The following is a 19,649-nucleotide window of genomic DNA, read 5'->3' as shown; positions in this document are numbered from 1 at the left end:
AGGACTCTATGCGGGTCAATATTCGTTCGTCATGGCTACGACAGCGCCTTCGCCTCGAGCCAGGCGCGGATGGCCTGGACCAGTTCAGCCTTGCGTTCGAGCGGAAGCCAGTGGCCCGCGTCCAGCGTCGCTACCGCCATATCCGTGCAGGCGTCTCGCATGGGCTCGCCGAGAACGCTGCGCGTGATGTCGCAGATGCCATCGAATTCGCCGTTCACGAACAGCACGGGCTGACTCAGGCGGCCGCTGTCGGGCGCAGTTCGAGCGTAGGCGATGTTGACATCATCGTTCAGATACCAGGCGTTACCAGGACGAAACCCGGTCACACGGAACGCATCGACCAGCGCGTCGAAGTCGGCCGTCGGCCAGAGCGTCTCGTCCGGCGCCACCGTCGGCGCACGACGTGCCGAGCCGAACCAGCCGCCATTGCGCGAAACCAGCGCGGAGCGATAGACGCGGCCCACCGACTTCGGGTCTCCAGACCGGTAGATCGCCGCCAGTGTCGCTGGTATGTCGGCATTGAAGTCGGTAACGGTCTGGTCGAAATGCGTCAGATAGAAACGGTAGTAGTCCCATTGCCCGTCCGGATACTGGTCGTCGGGATAGAGCGTCCGGTCGACCAGCGGCAGCAGACTGCGCAACCCGAAGCTCTCGGGCATATACGGAACGGAGACGAACACGATGGCGCGGCTGCGCTTCGCGTGATGCGCAGCGAGCGCCCCGGCCACCGGGCTTCCCAGGTCGTGGCCGACCCATATGGCCGGACTCCCGCCCAGATGGTCATGAAGTTCGACCATGTCGTCAACGATCTCTTTGAGCGCATAGGCATCGGGCGCGCCCGGAGTCGACGAGCCGCCGTATCCGCGCATGTCCGGCGCAATGCAGCGCCAGCCCGCCGACGCAAAAGCTTCGATCTGCGCGCGCCACATCAGACCGACCCCGGGCCAGCCGTGCAGGAAGATCATCAATGGCCCGTCGGCGGGGCCGGCCTCCCAATAGCGTGTGGAATGACGGGGTGAGGCGAAGGTGTGGGCGAGCATGGCAGGAACATTCTCCGATGGACGGTCGTCGGCGGGCGCGGTCTTTGAATTCCACTTGCAGCGTGCATTCGCGAACGCAGCCACACCCGCTTGCCGGCTACGTTGCGAACGGCATTCCGCAAAAGACTAGTACGGAATTCTCATCTATCGCCGTTGAGGATTATGACTATACTCCAGTTCAGATCCGGTGGCTGAAGCACTCAGCACCTTCCCAATTAATGAATTGAGCGGAGCTTTCAAATGGCTTTTCGTAAATTTTTTATCGCAGGCGCGACTGGTGATACGGGCGGAGCAGCGACAGATGCCCTTTTGGCTGCAGGCGAACAGGTACGAACCCTGGTGCGACGCGAGGACGCCCGTTCAGAAGGGCTGCGCTCGCGAGGCGTCGAGGTGCTGGTTGGCGACCTCTCGGATATCGACGACGTCGCACGCGCTCTTCAAGGCATCTCATCGGCGTATTTCGTTTATCCGATCGAGGCTGGTGGGATAGCGGCCAGCGCTTCGTTTGCACAGGCCGCCCGCGAGACCGGAATCGAATCGATTGTGAACATGTCGCAGATTTCGGCTCGCCGTGAAGCGAAAAGCCATGCCGCGCGAGACCACTGGATCTCGGAACAGGTGTTCGACTGGGCCGGCACGCCGGTCACACATCTGCGCCCCACGTTCTTCGCTCAATGGTTGACCTACCCGGGTCAAATCGCGTCCATCAAAAAAGACGGGATGCTGCGTCTGCCCTTTGGCGAAGGGCGCCATGCACCGATTGCAGCCGAGGATCAGGGTCGCGTGATTGCCGCGATCCTTCGCGATCCGGCGCCGCACGCGGGCAAGGTCTATCCGCTCTACGGGCCGGTCGAGATGAATCACCATGAGATTGCGGCCGAGATGAGCCAGGCGTTGGGTAGGACGGTCACGTATCAATCGGTCGATCTCGACCTGTTCAAAAAGCGCCTGGATACCGATGCAAAATTCAGTGACACGTTCACGCAGCATCTGCTGTCGGTTGCCGTCGATTACCAGGAAGGCGTTTTCGCCGGCACCAATTCCTTCATTGAGGATTTGACCGGCACTCCGCCGATGACGGTCCAGGCTTTTATCAGGAAGCACGCGGCACGGTTCGCCTGACCGCGATTCCACAGCAGAGAAGACGAACAAAACAGGAGCTTGTCATGCAGTCCTCCCACATCGATGCAGCCAGTGAGATCGCGACCGAGGAATACCTCGCCAATCCCGTCTGGATCGCTCTGAGCGAAGCGCCTCCAGCCTTTATCGAGCGCCGCGAAGGCGGTGCCCGGTATCGCCCGGAATTTGCGCCGTTCGGGGCCGCACGGAATTACTCGGCGCAAAGCGTCTCGCAAGTTGCAGCGATGCTCCAGCCGGGACAGCGCCTATCATTTTTCACGGCGGGCAAGCCGGACTTGCCGTCTGGCTTCGACGTCGCGCGCGAGGCTGTCGCCAATCAGATGGTTGCCGCCAACAGGTTCACCGTATCGTCCGACGAGCGGATCGTGCGACTCGGCGTCGACGACACACCTGATATGTTCCGACTCGCCGAGCTAACGGAACCCGGACCATTCAACGCCCGGACCAACGAACTAGGTCACTTCTTTGGCATCAGGGAGGGCGGCCGGCTGGTGGCGATGGCGGGCGAACGAATGACTGCCGGGAAGTACGTCGAAATTAGCGCCGTGTGCACGCACCCGGAATGGCGTGGCCGAGGGCTGGGCCGGCTGTTGATGGAGCATCTGTCGGCAACAATCCAGGAACGCGACAGAGTGCCGTTCCTTCACGTGTTCACTAATAATCTTTCCGCCGTTCGTCTGTATCGGGAGCTCGGCTTTCGCATTGCCAGGACTTTGCAACTGACGGCAATTGTGAGGTCGTCGGGCGACGCGAGCTAACCGCTGCTGAGGGAGCACCGGGCGAACCGCATTGCCGGTTGACTCACAGCACAATACATCTTTGAGACTGAAAAATGGGGCACTCAAAAGCTGACAAACTGGCCACGCATCAGCGGATTGTGCAGGTCGCCGCATGTCGTTTCCGCGAGCGTGGCATTGATGGGATCAGTGTCGGCGACATCATGAAAGAAGCTGGCTTGACTGTTGGCGGTTTCTACAAGCATTTCGAGTCACGCGATACGCTTGTGACCGAGGCTTTCATCCTGGCGCTGCAGGACATCGAGCATTTCCAGGCCGCGCTCAAGACGGCGCCTGAGCGCGCAATAAGCACATATGTGTCGGAAAGCCATCGGGACAACCTGGGCAGAGGTTGCCCAATTTCAGCGTTAGTCAACGACGTACCGCGCGCGCCCGAGGCAACCCGCGAGGCATTCACTGAACGTGTCAGTGAGATCATCGCTTTGCTCGCACAGTCTTTGCCAGATACAGAAGACGCCCATGCTAAAGCGGTGATGATCTTCAGCACATGCGTGGGTTCGATAGCGCTCGCTCGCGCCGTGAATGACCCGCGTCTGTCGAACAGGATCATCGAAGGAGCGCTGGCGGAGATGCTCAAGATGTACGAATGATGTCGATCAGCGGAAAAGGATAATTCTGGCTTCGACCATAACCCGGTTGAATCCGCCGCGATGTGCGGATGCGCAATCGGGCAACAAGTTCTTCAGGCGCGCCCCCAAAGTCCGGCCTTTTGCTATCCGTACCCTTCGTCAATCCGCACCAGCGCTTCCTCAACCAGCCGTGCGTCATCCTCGGTCTTCGCCATTTCAAGCGCAGTTCGGCCGGCAAACTGCTTGTGCGGCATGACCAGCCACCGGATCGCCTGATCCTGCTCCCGGAAGACGGCTATCGCCTGCGCGACTATTTTCGCGAGACGTGTCGCAAGGAGTAACGTGCCACGGGACTCGTCCTGCTCGCCGAACAGCAGTGGATTCATCTGGTCCACAGTTACCCGCACGTCGGGTCGGGAAACGACGCCCTTCAAGGCTTCAATCACGTTATCCGTTGCGGACGGCGGATCGACCCGCAGCCATGACCCGAGCGTATCGCGGAGACACTGCTGACAAAGGTCAATGCTCAGATGGGCACCGTCGCCAAAAACCGAGCCAAAGCCGCCGCGCCAGTCGAGCGACACTTTTTCATACCACTCCCCCTGGTCATCATCGGGCGACATGCGCTGGCTGCAGCGGTCGCATGTGCAGGCGGCGATCTCCTGCACCATCCTGTCACGGTATTCGCGCATGACCTACTCCCTTTCCCAGCCCGACTTTTTCCAGCCCGGAGGCACGAGACCGAGTTGCTTCGCGGTGGCGACCGGCAGGCGCAACAGCACCTTGCCCGGCCCGCGCTCCAGGTTCCCGAGCATCGTGACTTCAGCGGCTACACCGTCAAGTTCCAGATACACGACGTCCTCTGGCTCAAAAATCTCGGCGTAAAGATCCCAGCCGGGCTGACCGCCCTCTTTCGCCTGATACCGGATGTGGTCCCTGCTGCTCATAAATCGCGGTTCCTTTTGCGAGCGTTTAGCCGACGCGCCACGTGTCACGGGCAGTCGCTTCAGATACCGGACGCAATCCGCAACGTCCATGACATCAGCCTTTTTCTGCCACGCGGCGGTCGCGCGTTCGGACATGTGCCCATCAGATGGAGCTGACACCCGCATCCTGGCATCAGCGATGACCGTTGAGAAAGTCGAACCAGTCCTGCGCGTAAGCGCACCCTTGATCGGGAATGCCCGAACCGGACAGTTTCCGGTCGCAAAGGTCCTGTCGGGTCGGGAAATTCGTCCATGGTTATGCTCCGAATGTTCCGCGGAACCGGCGTGCGGCATCCACGACCGCAACGTGGCGATCAAGCGCATCCTTGGGCGCGATCGGGGCGGTACAACCCTCCTCCACAATCCAGCCGTTGGGAAAGTGAAACCAGGCGGCAATTGTCCACGGGTCCGTGGCGGGTCCGAGCTCTGCCAGAATTTCCCGGATGACCGGCAGCGGCTGATCCCGATCATCGAACTGGTATCGGGCAAAGTACCGCTGACCTTCAGCTTCCACGCCAAAGATCCAGCCGCGTTGCTGCCATCCGGCTACGTCCGCGGGAACGGTGTCTGCCCCGATCCACTCGCCCTCGGCCAGTATTTTCAGGATCGTGTCTTCCCGCTGAACCTGAAGACTGTGGAGGGCTGTAGTCATCGCTGTTCCTGTTTTACGCGTGGCGAGCGCAAAGGCCTTCAGGCGCGCCCGCAACTGTGCGCTGCTCCCGTCAGGCGGCAATGACTGTCGCCGTCTTTTTCGCCGGTTCGCCCTGGTCAGGCGCGCTCCATGTCGGGATGCTCCCTTGAGTCCGTCGTCCTGGGGTCAACCATTTTTTTGCAGGCGATCTCCTCGCGGCAGCGCCCATGCGCATCGCCAGAACGTTTGCGCCGCCTCAGCGCGCCACGGCACAGCTGCTCACAACCGGATCACCAGCGCCGGATCAAACGCCGGGTTTTCCCATTTCAGGTCGGTCGGCGCACCCGCCATCAGACGGTTCGTCGCATAGCCGCGCGGGTTGGCAATCACCCGCGACTGGCCAACGCGATACTCGAACGAGTCATGCACGTGACCGTGAATCCACACGTCGGCCAGCTCGAGCACAGGTCGCAGGTCACTCACGAAGGCAGCGTTGACCGGGTCGTTCGCATAGCGCGGATGCACCGACGGCGGAGCAACGCCGTGATGGGTCACGACGACCGTGCGCCCGTCGAAGGGCTTTGCCAGCTCGGTCCGCAGCCACTTCACTGTCTTTTCGTGCTCGACCAGCGCGTGCTCTGGCCGAAAACGTGTGCCGTCGCCGACGCGGATCACACGATGGTCATGCAGCATCCGCCCGGCCAGCGCCATACTCCGGTCGCGCACGCCACTGAGCGCATAGTCTGTCCAGAGGCAACAACCAAGAAACCGCACATCACCCATGACAAACGTGTCGCGCTCAAGGTAACGAATCGCAGTACCGGCCGCGCGCATACGGATGGAGTTGGCAAGCGTGCCGTACTCCGTGCCATACGCTTCATGGTTGCCATGCACGTAGATGACGGGCACCGGCCAGCGCGCAAACGGCTCAATCGCATCGGCCCCTTTCGCAATGTCGCCCGCGAGCACCAGCACGTCCGCATTCGTCAGCCTGACGGGGTCATGACCCGGGAAACTCTGGTGCACGATTTCCAGATGCAGGTCCGAGGCGATCTGGATACGCATGCCGTCAGCTCGTACCCGCGACATCAACCGTCGGTTTCCGGCGGCCTGCCTTTGACGAACGCGCCGGCGTGGACGGGTAGATGCGCTTTCCGGGAGAGTGTTTCTCCGCGATACCGACAGGCATCGAGAATTCCTCACCCCCTGCTGTCGTGAATCGCGCAAACGAGACCAGCGGATGGTCCTCGTCATAGGCTGCCGTTGCGCCGATGTGAATTTCGCTCAGCGGCTGCAGACTCCATTGTGCCGAGTCCTTGTGCGGCTTCGCGCTCAGCACTGCCGCGCCCCGCACGGTCTGGCCGTCTGCCGTCAGTTGCAGCAGCGTCTTCGCGGCACCAGAGGCGAATTCCACCATGACAACCCGGGGCAGGTCGCGTTTTCCAGCGGCAAATTGCAGGATGAGCACATCTCCACAACCCGCCATCTCGGCAACGGCCCACAACGCCATTCCGTGCCATGCCGGCAGACGGTTCTGGTCAGAAGTCAAAAACATAAGTCTAGATTCCTATCTCTACAGGCCATCCACCACCGCTTTTGAAAACAGCCCGGCGGCCGTGGGTTCGCAGAATGCCGCTTTCAACTTCTGCGCTGAGACGCCGCCGAAGCCGCTATCGCCGCGCTAAAAGGAGTGGTGATGACACGATAATTCATACTCCAGTATGAAGACAAATTATAGCGGTAAAAGGACAGTGCTCCCATTTCACGGGAGCAAATTTGGAAGCAGCGGAAGCCTTCGGAACTGTACTGCGTGCACGCCGGCTTGAGGCAAACCTGACTCAGGAACAGTTGGCATTTGAGGCTGATATTCAACGGGTATATGTAAGCAAGCTGGAATTGGGCCGCGCTCAACCAACACTTGCAATGCTGCTTACTCTGGCCAGGGCACTTGATTGTGCGGCCAGCGAACTGGTTGCTGCTGTCGAGCAACATATCGCGAACGCCCACACGAAAAAGAAATCTGGACTTGAGCCCAGACGCCAGCGCGCTAGGGCAAGCGGGAAGCTTCCAAAATAAGCGTGCGTATTGGGTGAGGTATTCCAGCTAGCGGAACGCATGAGCAGCGCCCTTCCGTGTTGCGCGCCGCCCTTTTCTAATGACGCGAAATTCGTTGTGGTTGCGCCTGCATACCGAATCCCTCACTACCCCGGCTTCCAATGCGTCCCAGGAATCGTCGAGCGTGGGTTTGCGCACCGCATCATGGCTTTCCTTCAGAACATCGCCCCGACGCTTCACAGTGCCTAACATTGCGCCTTGCATCTATGCGTATGCTTTCCGGTGATAAGGGCGTTCTGGGGTGTCCATTTAACCGGAGTTGAGCGTAGACAGGGGCAATGGAAGGTCCCACGCCAGCACCCAATACCCTAGGTTCCTTAGGAGTTTCAGGCTTGGTTCCCGACTGATGCAGGCTGCTGGACTGTGGAATGGCTGCGATGGCCTTGCGGCTTCGTCAGCCCGTCCTGTGGTCATCCGGGAGGATGGCGGAGGCAACGCGGATATCCACCCAGCTTAGAGCGACCTTCCTGAGCCGCCCGCAGAGGCAAATCGCTAACTCCGGTTAAATGGACACCCCAGAGGGCGTTTATCGCGGCGAGGGTTTTTTTAATCACGCAAAAATGGGTTTTCTTGCGTCAGGCCCGTGCGTAATCTAATGTGGAAATCCCGCCCTGCGCCCCGTGCCGCGGGTTTCGGCCCGTCGCCCCGCCCCCGAGACGATCCGCACCACCGTCCTCGCGATGCTCGCCGAAGCGGGCGACGCCGCCCCCGCCTCCGACGCCCGCTTCCGCCGGATCGTGTCGGTGCGCAAGCTGCGCGCGCGCCTGGGCGCCGGCGACCCCGCGACGCTGTCCCGGCACCTGAACGCGATCGAAGCGGAGGTCGTGCAGGCGGGCCTGACCGGCTTCACGGTGCCCGATGTGCCGCCTGACATCTCCAGGCAGATGCGCGCGCTGTGGGAAGCCGCGGTCGCCACCCAGCTCGACGGCATCGTGCAGTTGCGTCGAGAAACGGAAGACCGGATGGACGTCTCGACCGAAGCGCAGCGCAACGCCGGGCTGAAGGTCGAACTGCTGCGGGTCGAACTCACTGACGTGCGCAGCCAGCTCAGTGCGCGCGATGCGGAGCTCGCGGTCGCCCGCGCCGGCGTCGAGGCGACTGAAAAGCGGTGCGCCACCGCCGGGGACGCGGTGGCCACGCTGCGCGTTCAGCTTGAACACGTGGAAGCCGCGGCGGCCGAATCCGGGCGCCAGCACACCCGCGAACTGGCCACCGAACGTGCGCGCTATGACGGCCTGTCCCGACAGCTGCTGCGCGAAACCGCGCACCAGCGCGAGACGTTTCACACCGAACGGCAGCGCCTCGAGGCTGAGATCGCCCGGTCGGCCGAGCGCGTGAGCGCGCTGGAGGCGTTGCGCGAGCGGCTGCTGACGGAACTGGCGGAACAGCGCCAGGCCCAGCAGCAGGCCGCGGCCGAAGCGGCCGCCCTCGTGACGGTCGTGGAGCAGCAACGCCAGACGCTGGCGCTGGTGGGCAGTGCGGCCGCGACCGGCTCCTCCCCGGCCGCCCGACGCCGGGCCCGTCCCGCCGCGAAAACTGCCCACGCCACTCGCGCCAGTCCATCCGGACCAAGGCCGGCCTCCGCGAGGAACGCGCGATGACCCCGTCCGACTGGCTCGATACCGGCTGCCGGCCGCCGCAGCGTCTGCCCGACTCCGTCGACGCCGCGCTCGGGTACCTGGCCCACGCGCTCGGCCACCCGCTGTTTTGCCGCTGGACCCTCACCGCGCTAAAGCGCGGCTGCCCGTCGCTCGCCGACGCAAAGCGCGAGCACCCGGCCGTGTTCGCGGTGCTGCTCGAGCACGACGCCGCGATCGAATACTGGGAGCGCGGACGGCTGCGGGTCGTGCCGGAAGCCGCGGCCCCCTCCGCCGCCACCGTACTCGAGCGCGCCCTGCGCCAGCACCGCCGGCGCTTCCGTCCCGCGGCAGTGGACGAAGCGCAGGCAGACGCCCCGGTCACCCAGTCTGCTGCCGTCCGCCAGGACCTCGCGCCGCTGCCCGCCGGGGTGGAGCCGGCGTGGCTCGCGCGTGCCGGACGTTTTGCGAATCGGGTGCCGCTCACCAACACGCTCGGTGTCGCCGATGACGCACAGGCGGCGAAACTCTTCCTGCGCGAGCGCGCCTCGCACTCCCCGCACACGTTGCGCGCCTACCTGTCCGAACTGCGGCGCATCGCCGCCTGGTGCCGGCGCGAGGGGCTCGGCCCCTTCTCGGATCTCACGCGGCAGGACCTGATCGCGTACCGCGACGCGCTGCAGGCGCCCCGGCAGGACGCAGCAGGCCACGTCACGCGTGCGGCGCCGGCGAGCGTCTCCCGCGCGCTCGCCGCGGTCTCGAGCCTCTTTGCGTGGTGGCACCGCGTGGGCTATCTGACGGTCAATCCGGCCGAGGGACTGGCCGCTGGGCGTCGCGCGCGCATGACGTGGACCCCGCGGTGCGGTTCCTGTCCGCCGCCGCGCTCGCCCATTGCGACGCCGTTGCCGCCGGTGACGCGCCGGCCGGGGTCCCGCCGGTGCTGTGGATGCGGCGCCGCGCGATCTGGACGCTCTACCGTTACGGCGGCGTGCGGCTCGCGGAACTGGTGTGGCATGAGGCACTCGCGTTGCCGCACGTCGAAGTCGACGAGGCCAGGCAGTGGACGTTGCACGTGCTCGGCAAGGGCCAGCGGCTGCGCGCAATCCCGCTGCCCGGCACCTGCCTGCCCGCGCTGCGGGCGTACCGGCGCGCGGTGGGACTGCCGACCGATCCGCCCGCGGAGGAACGCCTGCCACTGATCCACAGCGAGCGCGGCCGCGCGCTGGGCCCGAGCGGACTCTACGACGAGGTCCGGGCGCTCTTCGCGCTGGCCGCGACCCGCGTGCCGGCGGCCGACCGCGCGATGCGCGCGGCGCTGGAGCGGGCCTCCACCCACTGGCTGCGGCACGGCTATGCGCGCACGCTGGTGGTGGACCACGGCGTGCCGTTACCGGTCGCGCAGGCGCTGCCGGGTCACGCGTCGGTGCAGACGACGGCGGCCTATGCACGGACCGGCCAGGCCGAGGCGCGTGCGTTTGTGGAGGGAAGTTTTCCGAAACCACAAAACCTTGGATGACACGGTCGAAGGGAGCGCCAAGTTCATCGCGCGTCCGCTACTCGTGCCTTTGCGGATGTTCGAGAAGGCTCGCTTTTGTATCATCCCAAGGCTGCTTCAGTCGGGCATGTTGTCTTATAGATCTCAATATCAAGGCCCGATCTCTACGTTCTTTAGCTTTCAGTTAAGATGCTTTACCCGCTCGACGGCGCGCGGCACGCCATCGACCGCAATGCATCAAACGCGTCACGCAGTTCATATTTGCGCTAGGGCGCGTCGCCGTTCATCGGCGTCAGATTCGGTGCCGCGAAACTCCATTTCTCATCCGACACATCAGTCGAATACCCTTTGCGGTCTGTTCTTTTAATCTCGCCAGGATAGCAGGTCTCGATCTCAGTTCCTAACACGCGAAGGTCGACTCACTTCAGAAAGGTGCTGCCACTGTGGTCGCGTTTCTCGCAGCGGTCAATCGCCTTGGTAGACCGACAAGGCGCCGATCCGCGACCTTTGGTCGCTCGACATAAACGCTCAATCTTGGTTTCTGTCCCAGCAGGATGACCTCATGCCGTGCACGGGTGACTGCGGTATAGACAAGGCTCCTGTCGATCATCCTGCTGCGCGAAGGAAGACAGACGACTACTCGCTTCCATTGAGACCCCTGGCTCTTATGGACGGTTAACGCGTAACCAAGCTCGATGCTTTCGAGCAGGCTCGCATCGAGCCTACGCACATTTCCGTCGTCCCATTCAACCTTTCCGACTGTGTCTGAGCCAACGTGGACGCTCACTAGCCGCCCCATCGAACCGTTCTGGATTCCGAGGTCCCAGTGGTTCCTGGTGCAGATCACCAGGTCACCTTCCCTGAGTCCCGCGGCTTCAAAGCAGTCGAACTCGTCATTCCAGGTCTGAACCTCGCTGCGCCCAGCCGAAAGGGCCCTCTGGATTATCTGGTTGATCGTTAGCGTGATCTGCCGGGTGGCACTCAGCACAACCGTGTCGTCTGGATCCTGCAGGTACAACTCCGCGGCAGTCGCGGCCATAGCATTGTCGGAGACGTCAAGCAAACGCACGCTGCCGTGATCGCCAAATTCGGGGAGTACCCCATCGCGGATCATGTTCGCAGCCTGTGCGATTTCGCTTCCAAATCGCTTGGCCACCTTCAATTCAACGTGCGGCACCATCCCCGTGGTCAGGCAGTGGAGAATCAGGCCGGGGCCGACGGGCGGCAACTGGTGCGGATCGCCAATAAGCACGATCTTCACCTCCTCATCGAGCTTCCGCGCAAGTGCGGAGAAGGAGATCAGATCGACCATGCTGGCCTCGTCGATCAGAACGGCCATCGGCTGCTCCTTGCCAGCCTTGGAGGCGCCTTCCTCGTTGAGCTTCTTGATGAGCGAAGCCAGTGTCATCGCAGGTCGGCCCGTACTCTCCTGCATGCGCCTGACAGCCTTGCCCGCGAGCGCTGACTGCACAACGCCGTATCCCTGTTCGTCAAGCACCGCACAAACGGCTTTCAGGACTGTAGTCTTGCCGCACCCCGCGCCACCGGTAATCACGATGAAGTGGTGGTCGGCCACCAGATGTACGGCTGCGCGTTGTTCGTCGTTGAGTCGGAAGCCGTTACCTTCCTTCGTCTCGTAGTCCTCAATGACCGCCTCAACATGGCAACGTGGACTATGCAGACCGGTGCGCGCGGTAATACAGTCAACGACCGTGTTCTCCAGGACCGACGCGCCAAGACTGTATGCATTCCCCTGCGAGTCGAAGAGGAGTCGGCCCGACCTTTCGCAATGCGAGATTGCCGCGTCAATGAGATCCATCGCGCGAGAGTCGATCAGCAGAAGTTGCTTCACCCCGGCAATGAGGTCATTGAGAGGAACGAACGTGTCACCCAGACTGAATCTTCGATAGACAATCTCCTCAACCGCCGCGGCGAGTCGACGTGGGTCATCAGGCCGAATGCACAGGTGGTCCTTGGCAAGGGCGTCAACCTCACTCCACCCGGCAGCGAAGCTCAGCAGCCGGTACGGATTCTCGTTGATCTTTTCAACCGTTTGCGTGCCAAAGTACCCGACGATGCGACGACCGATGACAAGCCCCACACCGTTTACCTGAAGCCATTGCAACGTTTTGCTCAGGCCCTCTTCGCGCCATCCTTCAATCAGTACACGCCCCTTCTGGGGTGTCACCACATCGGCAAGTGCGTGATAGTCGCCCTCATCGAGCACACTAAACAGTCGTGAATTGAACGTCTCCCACAGGCGCTGTGCGGTTACCTCGCCCACGCCTTCAAAGCGCGGGTTGCGCACCAGGTAGTCGACGACGTGCAGCCCCGAGGGCATCATCAGGAGCGCGTCGCCGGGCCTGACCTCAATCTGGTCCTCCGTAACTTCAAAGCCGGCCACGTTGACGTAGCGCCGGCTGTTGACGGCGCCTGTGACCTGCCACCACTGACCCGGCTGAACCTTGATCCCCACGCCTTTGGACTGCAAACGGGCCACCACTTCGAGATGAGTGTCGACGATCTCCCCGGCGTCGCTGATGACTTGTCCCCGGAAAATCACACCGTTACGGTTCTGCGCCCGTACCGACAGGACGCGAAGCAGCATTCGCTGCGGCGCGGAATTTACCAAGGCACCCTCCCGCTCGTATGCAGGACCTCTGCCATCACTGTGTACTGCTCCAGTTGCGCGCGCAGTTCGCGATTCTCAGCTTTGAGCGCCGCGTTCTCCTCCTGAATCTGCTTGATGCGTGCATCATCACTCGCAGCTGACCGCCTGGGTTGGCGCGGGATCACCTCCGGGGGCTGCACTGCCCTGGACTTGAGGATACCGTCACTCTCGAGTTGTCGCTGCAGTGCCGGCAACAGCGTGTCCCGGATGGCAGGATTGGTATAGAAGACGTCGCGCTTCAGCCCGCACTCACTCGCTATGCGGGAGATGTTAAGCGTGCCTTGATAAATAAATGGCTTATAGTCCTCGACCTCGTCCTGCCATGCCAGGAATTTCTTAACGTTGGCCTCGCCGTCCATCACCCCATTGGTCCCTTTGCCTGAACCAACCTCCGCAAGTTTGCTCACGTCCTTGTCAGTCATGCCGCGCCTCCTGCACTCTTGGATCCGGAGACCTTCGGGACGCACTCCCAAAATCCCACGCTCGTCGCACGGCAGAGGTGCAGCAATGGATTGCTACACCATCCCCACAAAGCGTGCGCGCTGCGCTAGCTTCAAGGGCTTTCGCGGCGTAATTGGTCGCCGTCCAGCCTCGCGGGCTCCTTCCATCTATTCCGCGTTTCTAAATCCTGTTTCCGGTACAACTGGACTCGCTCGTCATCCAGCCTTCACTTGCCTGGTGCGGAGTTGCCCATACCATTATTCGCGGCCTTCCGGCTGCGGCGCGCCTTCACTTCCCCAACCGACGTAACAGTTTCACGACCGAGCTCCGACCTCGTGGCCCCCAACCGGCTCAAAGGGGTCCGTGTGTCCAGAAGCGAATGGATCTCGTCGTATTGCTGGGCACGCACCTGATCCAGCTGCTCGCGCAAGGCAAGGTTTTCACCCTGTAGTTTGGCTACGATCTGGCGTAGTCTTGATCGCGGCTCGTTGGCATACTTCGGGGCCGTGTCACGGGCTAGCCTGCGTTGAATCTTCTTGGCATCCTGAAATGCCTCCGCAATCAGTTTGCGGTCGCCCCACGCCTTTTGGGAAAGCACGTTGCGACGAAACTCATGCCCGAAACGCAACTTCACCTGCCGCGCAATGTTGTCCCAGGTGACCGGGATGTTCGCATTGGGAAACTGTTTGATCATGAGGCCAATTCTGCGCGCGAGGTCTTGCGTAAGTATCTCCTTCGCACCGGGCCGCCCCGTGGGCTTTTCGTCGGATTCGCCTTTGCGCGCCCGATCAAGCTGCTTGACCATCTTCGTCCTCCTCGTCATCGCGATCGTCGCCTTTAAGGAAGTGGCGCTGATCTTCGAGTCCCAACGCCCTGGGCGCCAGCTCGGGGCATTTCTTGTGAAAGTCCGCAGCCTGCCGTTCCATTTCTTCGCGACCACCGCACTGGGCCTCGATCGCGCGCTCGTAACCGGGGGAAGCGTGCTTACCAGGATTGTGATCCTTGATCAGAGCACCACCAGGAACACTCGGGTCATCGAGACGGGTGACGACGCCACGGGCGACAAATGCCGCCTCGAGCTCATTCTTGAAGTTCGGATCCCGGATCTGATCCTTGATCTCATGAAAGCGTTGGATTAGCTCCTCTGCCATCGCCGGAACGTCCAACCCTCCTTTGACCAGCGTCAACAGATGCGCATCAAGCATTGCCGGTTCGTCGGCTACACCCCATTCGCGGGCGGTAATGAGCGCCTGCAACTGGTTCACGATGCTGCGGTTATTCAGTTCGTTCTGCTTGCGCCACTCCTCATTGGTTGGCAGATGGCCTTTGACCGTCAGTTGCTCGTTGCACCCTGCGGAGCATCCGCTATATGCGCGGCAAGGGATTTCGTGATGCTGATGAAGGCATATGCCGTATCGATTGGGGTAGAGGATGATGATCTGATTGCCGCTCAGCGCCGCGGGGCGGTCTTCAGTTGCCTGGATTACCGCATCTACGCTCGTAACCGCTAGCGAATCGCCCTGGGCAACGACGATGTCCGTGCGCAGCCCGTAACTCTTTTCGAGTGCCTCCAGGTCCTTTAGACCCGTGGTGATGGATTGCAGAACCTGCAGTTCGTGAGGAACGGGCATCTCAGCCTGATCGGCCTTCTGTTCGGCCGTCCGCAAGTCATAGGCCGCAAGCTGGCCGATGTCCACCCGGTTGGCCCACTTGTTGATTAACACGTCACTCAATCGCTCCTTTGCTTCCAATGCTTTCGTCGTCAGCCATCGCCGCGGGTCATGCGGATCCAGGTAGCAGTCCTCCAACTTGCCGTTCACGGTCATCTGTAGGCCGAGTTGGATAAAGACGCTTTCCTTGAGTCCTCTTTGAGCTCTCGCCGACGTGGTCTTGAGCCGATGACGTAGTGCCTCGTAATTCCACGCATAGGGGAGGTAATTGCCCCGAGGACAATCGACGAGCACGAGCATTTTGCTCAATGGCCCAGTGTATGTATTCAAATCGGTCACCCGGCGCATGATTGCCATCCGCTCGCGCACCCGTTCAAGAAGAACGGTCTCCACTGCCTGCCACGATAAAGCAGTAACTTTGACGATGGGATTCCTTTGGTTGTCAGATCTGCGGAGACGTGGATTGTCGATCAACACTACCGCAGAAGCATTGTCCTTCTGGCGTTTGGCGATCACGTTCCAGGTTCCCTTGGTCACGCCGTGAGCCTCCTTGACTGTCGGCGCCTGAGCGGTTAGGTTGATGATCTGCCAAAGGGAGGCCTTTGAGACCGGGTTGCCTCGAAGTGTTTCAAGTTCGGGCGGTAAAAACAGTTGGTCAGGAGTTTTTTCGTAGTGTTCAAGCAGAAATCTGGAACGTGTTCCGAGCTCCCGGATGAGGTTCCAGCAGGTGTCACTGAGGCCGATCATGAAGTTCAGAATCGGTTTGCCCGACCACGCCGCCCCCTTTGACCCCTTCATCAGCAGCAGTTGGTGAGATTGATAAAGCTTACCGCCATTTTCGAAGTCTGGACGCGTTGCGTAGTCCTCGATCGTATAGCGGTCGGTGATTTGCATGCAAAGCGGCTCATTGATCCGGGACGGGGCGCACATCAGTATATTTGCAACCGCAATGGCCGACCGGTCCATCGCCGTGAGGCGCTCGTCGGATAGAAGCATCGCTTTGGTGGCATCCGACAGGCCCTCGATCTGTCGGTCCAGCACTTCGATGTTCTGTTCCTTCCTTCTGACCTCGATCGCAAGGTTTTCCAGCTTGGTCAGCGTAGCTCTGGTCTCTGCGCTCGGACCCCAGCCCAAGTTGCCGATGATGTTCAGACGGGCGAGTTGGTCGAGCATTCCACTCAGTTGCGATAAAGCATGGGAACTTGGCTTTGCCGCCAATGGTCTTGCCGTTGCCGTCTTTATCTGTTCCTCTTCAAGCTCGACCAGATGATGGCGGCGCAATTCGACAAGAGGTATGGTTTGACGATTGAGTAGCCGCCATGCAGCAAGCGCACTTTTCCAAGTCTTTGTTTTGCCTTCGAGTGCCTTACGGGCTATGAGGCAACGAAAAGCCAACATATAGCTGGGATGTCTGTCTGAAAACATTTCGATCGTCGAGGAGAAATTCATATCGAGCATCCTGGTTCCATAAAGCTTTCTGAATGCCCACAGCCTCCCATCGAAATCAATGTCCGGATAGCGTCGTTTCAGGTCCTCACGACACGTCTCCGCCAGCGCCTGAAGCATCCCGGCGTTGCGGATTAATTCCTGTTCGACTATCCGGTTCATAGCGTCCTCACAGTTGCCTCCTGCTCAGCCGCAACCGCTTCTCGCTTAGCCTCGCAGATGTTAATGACGACTCGAATCCGGTTCGCGATATGCTTGAACCGCTTCAAATCGACTTGCCGCGGCAGTCCGCCGCCTTCCGCAGACGCGATTTCCTCATTGACGCGCTCAAGGTTGATCGTATGGTCGGCGTCGTAGCAGGGCTTAAAGCGATGGCAGTCGTAGCAAGTAATAGGGGCATCCTGGCAGACTTGACGCCGACATCCCCCTGTGTTCTCACGACGAGAACGGTCCACAGATGTTGAGAAGATCCGCCTGTCCGGATCGATCTCATCATTGATCGAGATCAACTCCTTGTACACCGGGTAATGTTCCAGAAACGCCTGCTCCATAGAGTCACTGAGTTCGTCGATTGCGCCGGAAAAGATCAGATCGACATAGATGTGTGCCGCGCGATGAGTCGCGTGCAGTAGCACTGCAGCGATCGTCACAGCCGAGCAGCCGGCGATTGCCAGTTGCGTGCCCATGGTATGCCGCAACGCATTGTGGTGCATCCTGACGCTGGTCAGTCGCCTTAGGGGATACTGGTACCGAGTCGCAAATCCGCCCTCAAGTATCCCCAGCCGGTCTTTTGTCTCCCGGGTCATTCTCCCCGTAGCACCGCCACCGGGGAACATGGCCAGATCGCCGATGGTGTACTCCTCGCCCCGATCCTTGTTCGGCGCCGCACTCTTCAGCGCAGCATTCTTCTCGTCAATCAAACCGCCTAGGCGCTCCGCCACCGCAGCTCGCTGTTGATCAAGAATCCTACCCACGTCGGGATGCAAACGAACAGTTGCGCGCGGGCGATCGGCTGTCTTCGTCTTGGGAATCGTTATTGTGAGGTAGTAGCTTTTTACGCCATCGCGCTCATCAATCTGGAGGTCCTTGAGTCGAAGCACCCTAAACGACTCAGGCCGTGCCGCTCGACCTAGCAGCAAGCGGCTATAAGCGAACAAATCCAGACTCAACTCCCCGACCTCATACGCCTCCTCGGTCACGTTGAGGATATGCACAAGCGTGGCCCGACTAAGAGCAGTGGCCAAGATGTTACGCCTCAGGCGCCCTAAGTCCCCGAGCCTGCCGGAGTCAAAAGTCTCGCGCCCTGTTGGAAAGTCGCTCAAATAGAGATCCGCTTGGAAGAGCTCGCTGTTGTGACGGTTCCCCTTGTAGAAGAACCTGAGATCTTCCAGGTAGTGCTTCGACAAGCTGCCTTGGATGGCACAAAGGCCAATAAGTAGATCCGAGTCGATCCTGTCAAACACGGGTGGCGCCCCGGCACGTTCGAAGCATTCCTCGGCGAATCGATCCTGGCATGCCTGAAGAACGGTTTGAATTCCGAAGGCATGGCCATCGATCGATTTCACCCTAACTTCCAGACACCTGTCGATCCAACACTGCCTGAGCGCGAGAAGGAAGATCCGGCCGTAGCCTTTCGTCAACGGCGTCAAGTCGAACGAGAAAGTTTTCCGTACTGCGCGCTTGCCTTTTCCGACAATTTCGGACATCGTCCAGCGCAGCGGTTCGTCCTCCTCCCACTCAACAACCGCCCGCCCGACCTCCAGCCTGAGAGTGCTCATCGCTTTCTCCCTTCGTGCTCTTGACTACCTTGGCCTCGGCAAACAGCGATTCCATGTAGTCCTCAACCGTAATGCTTGCGGCATCGCTTATCGCTCGCAGGCCATATAACGACGGCATTGCGCTGCCCTTCACCCACCCGAAGCGCTGCTCCATCAGATTCATGACCACGTCCGCCGGCTTCTCCATGACTTTCTCGTCATAGAAGAACGAAGCAGCCGAGTGACGTAGCAGGTAGGCATTGAAGTCATATGCCTCTCCCTGGAGATAGGGATCTCCAGCGTCTTTGTATAGCAAGCCCATTGCAGCCAACCCTTTTCCTGCTCGCCGAAACACACCCGTGATGGTCCCACGATCTTCGATCGGACCGCCATGCTCGGCGAGGAATAAGAAACCCTTCGAGCGATTGCGGAGACCACGAGTTGTGACTGCCAATCGCTCGGTATCGATGTACTCCTGAATAGCCTCGGCTGTGGCGGGCCAAATCTTAACAGTGATCTCTGAGTTGTAGTTCTGGCTGCTGGCTGCGCCTTTCTGCACGGGCGTGCTCGTGCTCAGCTTCTTGCTACGTTTTGAGGTGTTGTCCTTGATTTGAATATGGCCATGCTCCCTCTTACCTACCCACTCGAAGTCCTTCAGCGCGATGTTTCCGATGGCCCCGGGCCGAATGCCCTCGCTGCCCAGCAACGTCATGGCGCGATCCCGTATGCAGTTTCTGGCCAACCTCCCCCTCGCGGTCCTGAACAGGTCCGCGTAATGCAGATACACCGTGCGGTAGATTTGCAGATATCGCTCTCTAGGCACTGACCGGATCAGATGCGGGTGCATCGACTTGGTGCCACTCATCGGCTTTTTGAGTTCAGAGGAGCATGCCCTCACCTCCCGGCGCAAGACTTCGCTCACGTTTGAAAACAACGGCATACGTGGTTCTATGACCTTCACATGGAACCAGGTCAAATAGTTGGCAATCCCTACGCTTCCCTTACGCGCCGTGTTGGGTTCAACCGCCCCCTTCCTGTCCTTCGGCTCCTTGTCGCTTTCTTTGGTCGCCGACGCGATATTTTTCACGGCAGCGTGGGACATCAACTCAATCTCCTCAATCGGCCTAAAGACAAGATACCGCAGCGCCTTCAGTTCGGCCTCGTTCAACCAACGCCCCTCAAGTGCCCTGGCCGCAAGGTCAATGTCAAACGCGTCGGCGACTCGCACCCATATGCGAATCGCCTTGGCCGCGACCTGTTTGGTGTGAGGATTGGCGTACTTTTCGTTTAGGTACAGCGTGCCTGACACGTGGA

Annotated in this window: 18 protein-coding genes and 2 pseudogenes; 7 read left to right on the top strand and 13 right to left on the bottom strand. The window is 60.5% G+C overall.

The features are described from left to right. Positions 1 to 35: 35 nt before the first annotated feature. A complete protein-coding gene (locus tag HDG37_RS35945) occupies positions 36 to 1,040 on the bottom strand; it encodes an alpha/beta hydrolase (protein WP_184055969.1) in 1,005 nt (334 codons plus the stop codon). A gap of 240 nt (positions 1,041 to 1,280) precedes the next feature. On the opposite strand from HDG37_RS35945, the gene HDG37_RS35940 reads away from it, so the two are divergent. From HDG37_RS35940 to HDG37_RS35930, 3 genes are all read left to right on the top strand, one after another. Further along, positions 1,281 to 2,162: an NmrA family NAD(P)-binding protein gene (locus HDG37_RS35940; RefSeq protein WP_184055967.1), complete on the top strand. Its 882-nt coding sequence runs from the start codon at positions 1,281 to 1,283 to the stop codon at positions 2,160 to 2,162. 44 nt (positions 2,163 to 2,206) lie between these two features. Then, positions 2,207 to 2,938, top strand: coding sequence for a GNAT family N-acetyltransferase (locus tag HDG37_RS35935; protein ID WP_184055964.1), 732 nt, complete (start codon positions 2,207 to 2,209; stop codon positions 2,936 to 2,938). A 74-nt stretch (positions 2,939 to 3,012) separates the two neighbouring features. Further along, complete coding sequence (locus HDG37_RS35930) at positions 3,013 to 3,567, top strand: TetR/AcrR family transcriptional regulator (RefSeq protein ID WP_184055962.1); 555 nt, start codon at positions 3,013 to 3,015, stop codon at positions 3,565 to 3,567. Between the two features lie 122 nt (positions 3,568 to 3,689). Here HDG37_RS35930 and HDG37_RS35925 read toward each other — a convergent pair whose 3' ends face one another. The 5 genes from HDG37_RS35925 to HDG37_RS35905 form a co-directional block, all read right to left on the bottom strand. Further along, positions 3,690 to 4,238, bottom strand: coding sequence for an MbcA/ParS/Xre antitoxin family protein (locus tag HDG37_RS35925; protein ID WP_184055960.1), 549 nt, complete (start codon positions 4,236 to 4,238; stop codon positions 3,690 to 3,692). Between the two features lie 3 nt (positions 4,239 to 4,241). Further along, positions 4,242 to 4,493, bottom strand: coding sequence for a hypothetical protein (locus HDG37_RS35920; protein ID WP_184055958.1), 252 nt, complete (start codon positions 4,491 to 4,493; stop codon positions 4,242 to 4,244). Positions 4,494 to 4,788: 295 nt separating this feature from the next. Further along, positions 4,789 to 5,184 carry a hypothetical protein gene (locus HDG37_RS35915; RefSeq protein WP_184055956.1) on the bottom strand — a complete coding sequence of 132 codons (396 nt, stop codon included), beginning with the start codon at positions 5,182 to 5,184 and terminating at the stop codon, positions 4,789 to 4,791. Positions 5,185 to 5,442: 258 nt separating this feature from the next. Beyond that, the gene (locus tag HDG37_RS35910) at positions 5,443 to 6,228 is read right to left on the bottom strand and encodes a metallophosphoesterase (RefSeq protein WP_184055954.1); all 786 of its coding nucleotides are present in this window, start codon (positions 6,226 to 6,228) and stop codon (positions 5,443 to 5,445) included. Between the two features lie 4 nt (positions 6,229 to 6,232). After that, the gene (locus HDG37_RS35905) at positions 6,233 to 6,718 is read right to left on the bottom strand and encodes a hypothetical protein (RefSeq protein ID WP_184055952.1); all 486 of its coding nucleotides are present in this window, start codon (positions 6,716 to 6,718) and stop codon (positions 6,233 to 6,235) included. Between the two features lie 221 nt (positions 6,719 to 6,939). Here HDG37_RS35905 and HDG37_RS35900 point away from each other — a divergent pair, with 221 nt between their 5' ends. The 4 genes and pseudogenes from HDG37_RS35900 (at position 6,940) to HDG37_RS40155 (ending at position 10,371) form a co-directional block, all read left to right on the top strand. Continuing rightward, complete coding sequence (locus HDG37_RS35900) at positions 6,940 to 7,239, top strand: helix-turn-helix domain-containing protein (protein ID WP_184055950.1); 300 nt, start codon at positions 6,940 to 6,942, stop codon at positions 7,237 to 7,239. 659 nt (positions 7,240 to 7,898) lie between these two features. Beyond that, positions 7,899 to 8,879, top strand: a complete 981-nt coding sequence (locus HDG37_RS35895) for a DNA-binding protein (protein WP_311541805.1) — start codon at positions 7,899 to 7,901, stop codon at positions 8,877 to 8,879. Next, positions 8,876 to 9,574, top strand: a pseudogene (locus HDG37_RS40160) (site-specific integrase); the annotation flags it as partial. The gene HDG37_RS35895 and the pseudogene HDG37_RS40160, both read left to right, overlap by 4 nt. 140 nt (positions 9,575 to 9,714) lie before the next feature. Next, positions 9,715 to 10,371: a site-specific integrase gene (locus tag HDG37_RS40155; RefSeq protein ID WP_311541804.1), complete on the top strand. Its 657-nt coding sequence runs from the start codon at positions 9,715 to 9,717 to the stop codon at positions 10,369 to 10,371. 248 nt (positions 10,372 to 10,619) lie between these two features. Here HDG37_RS40155 and HDG37_RS39845 read toward each other — a convergent pair. The 7 genes and pseudogenes from HDG37_RS39845 to HDG37_RS35860 all read right to left on the bottom strand — a co-directional run. After that, positions 10,620 to 10,718, bottom strand: a pseudogene (locus HDG37_RS39845) (IS5/IS1182 family transposase); the annotation flags it as partial. Between the two features lie 56 nt (positions 10,719 to 10,774). Then, complete coding sequence (locus HDG37_RS35885; protein ID WP_184055946.1) at positions 10,775 to 12,982, bottom strand: ATP-dependent RecD-like DNA helicase; 2,208 nt, start codon at positions 12,980 to 12,982, stop codon at positions 10,775 to 10,777. Next, complete coding sequence (locus HDG37_RS35880; protein ID WP_184055944.1) at positions 12,976 to 13,443, bottom strand: DUF6262 family protein; 468 nt, start codon at positions 13,441 to 13,443, stop codon at positions 12,976 to 12,978. Before HDG37_RS35880 ends, HDG37_RS35885 begins: the two co-directional genes overlap by 7 nt. Before the next feature lie 245 nt (positions 13,444 to 13,688). Beyond that, positions 13,689 to 14,267 carry a hypothetical protein gene (locus HDG37_RS35875; protein WP_184055942.1) on the bottom strand — a complete coding sequence of 193 codons (579 nt, stop codon included), beginning with the start codon at positions 14,265 to 14,267 and terminating at the stop codon, positions 13,689 to 13,691. Beyond that, positions 14,251 to 16,740, bottom strand: coding sequence for a hypothetical protein (locus HDG37_RS35870; protein ID WP_184055940.1), 2,490 nt, complete (start codon positions 16,738 to 16,740; stop codon positions 14,251 to 14,253). The genes HDG37_RS35875 and HDG37_RS35870 overlap by 17 nt, the downstream gene beginning before the upstream one ends. Continuing rightward, complete coding sequence (locus HDG37_RS35865; protein WP_184055938.1) at positions 16,737 to 18,356, bottom strand: hypothetical protein; 1,620 nt, start codon at positions 18,354 to 18,356, stop codon at positions 16,737 to 16,739. Before HDG37_RS35865 ends, HDG37_RS35870 begins: the two co-directional genes overlap by 4 nt. Next, positions 18,316 to 19,644: a hypothetical protein gene (locus tag HDG37_RS35860; protein WP_184055936.1), complete on the bottom strand. Its 1,329-nt coding sequence runs from the start codon at positions 19,642 to 19,644 to the stop codon at positions 18,316 to 18,318. The genes HDG37_RS35865 and HDG37_RS35860 overlap by 41 nt, the downstream gene beginning before the upstream one ends. Positions 19,645 to 19,649: the final 5 nt, after the last annotated feature.

It is taken from the genome of Paraburkholderia sp. MM5384-R2 (assembly GCF_014201025.1).
In the GTDB taxonomy this organism is placed as follows: Bacteria; Pseudomonadota; Gammaproteobacteria; order Burkholderiales; family Burkholderiaceae; genus Paraburkholderia; species Paraburkholderia tuberum.
Note: the sequence above shows the minus strand (reverse complement) of the source record. Positions and strands in the feature narration are given on the sequence as shown.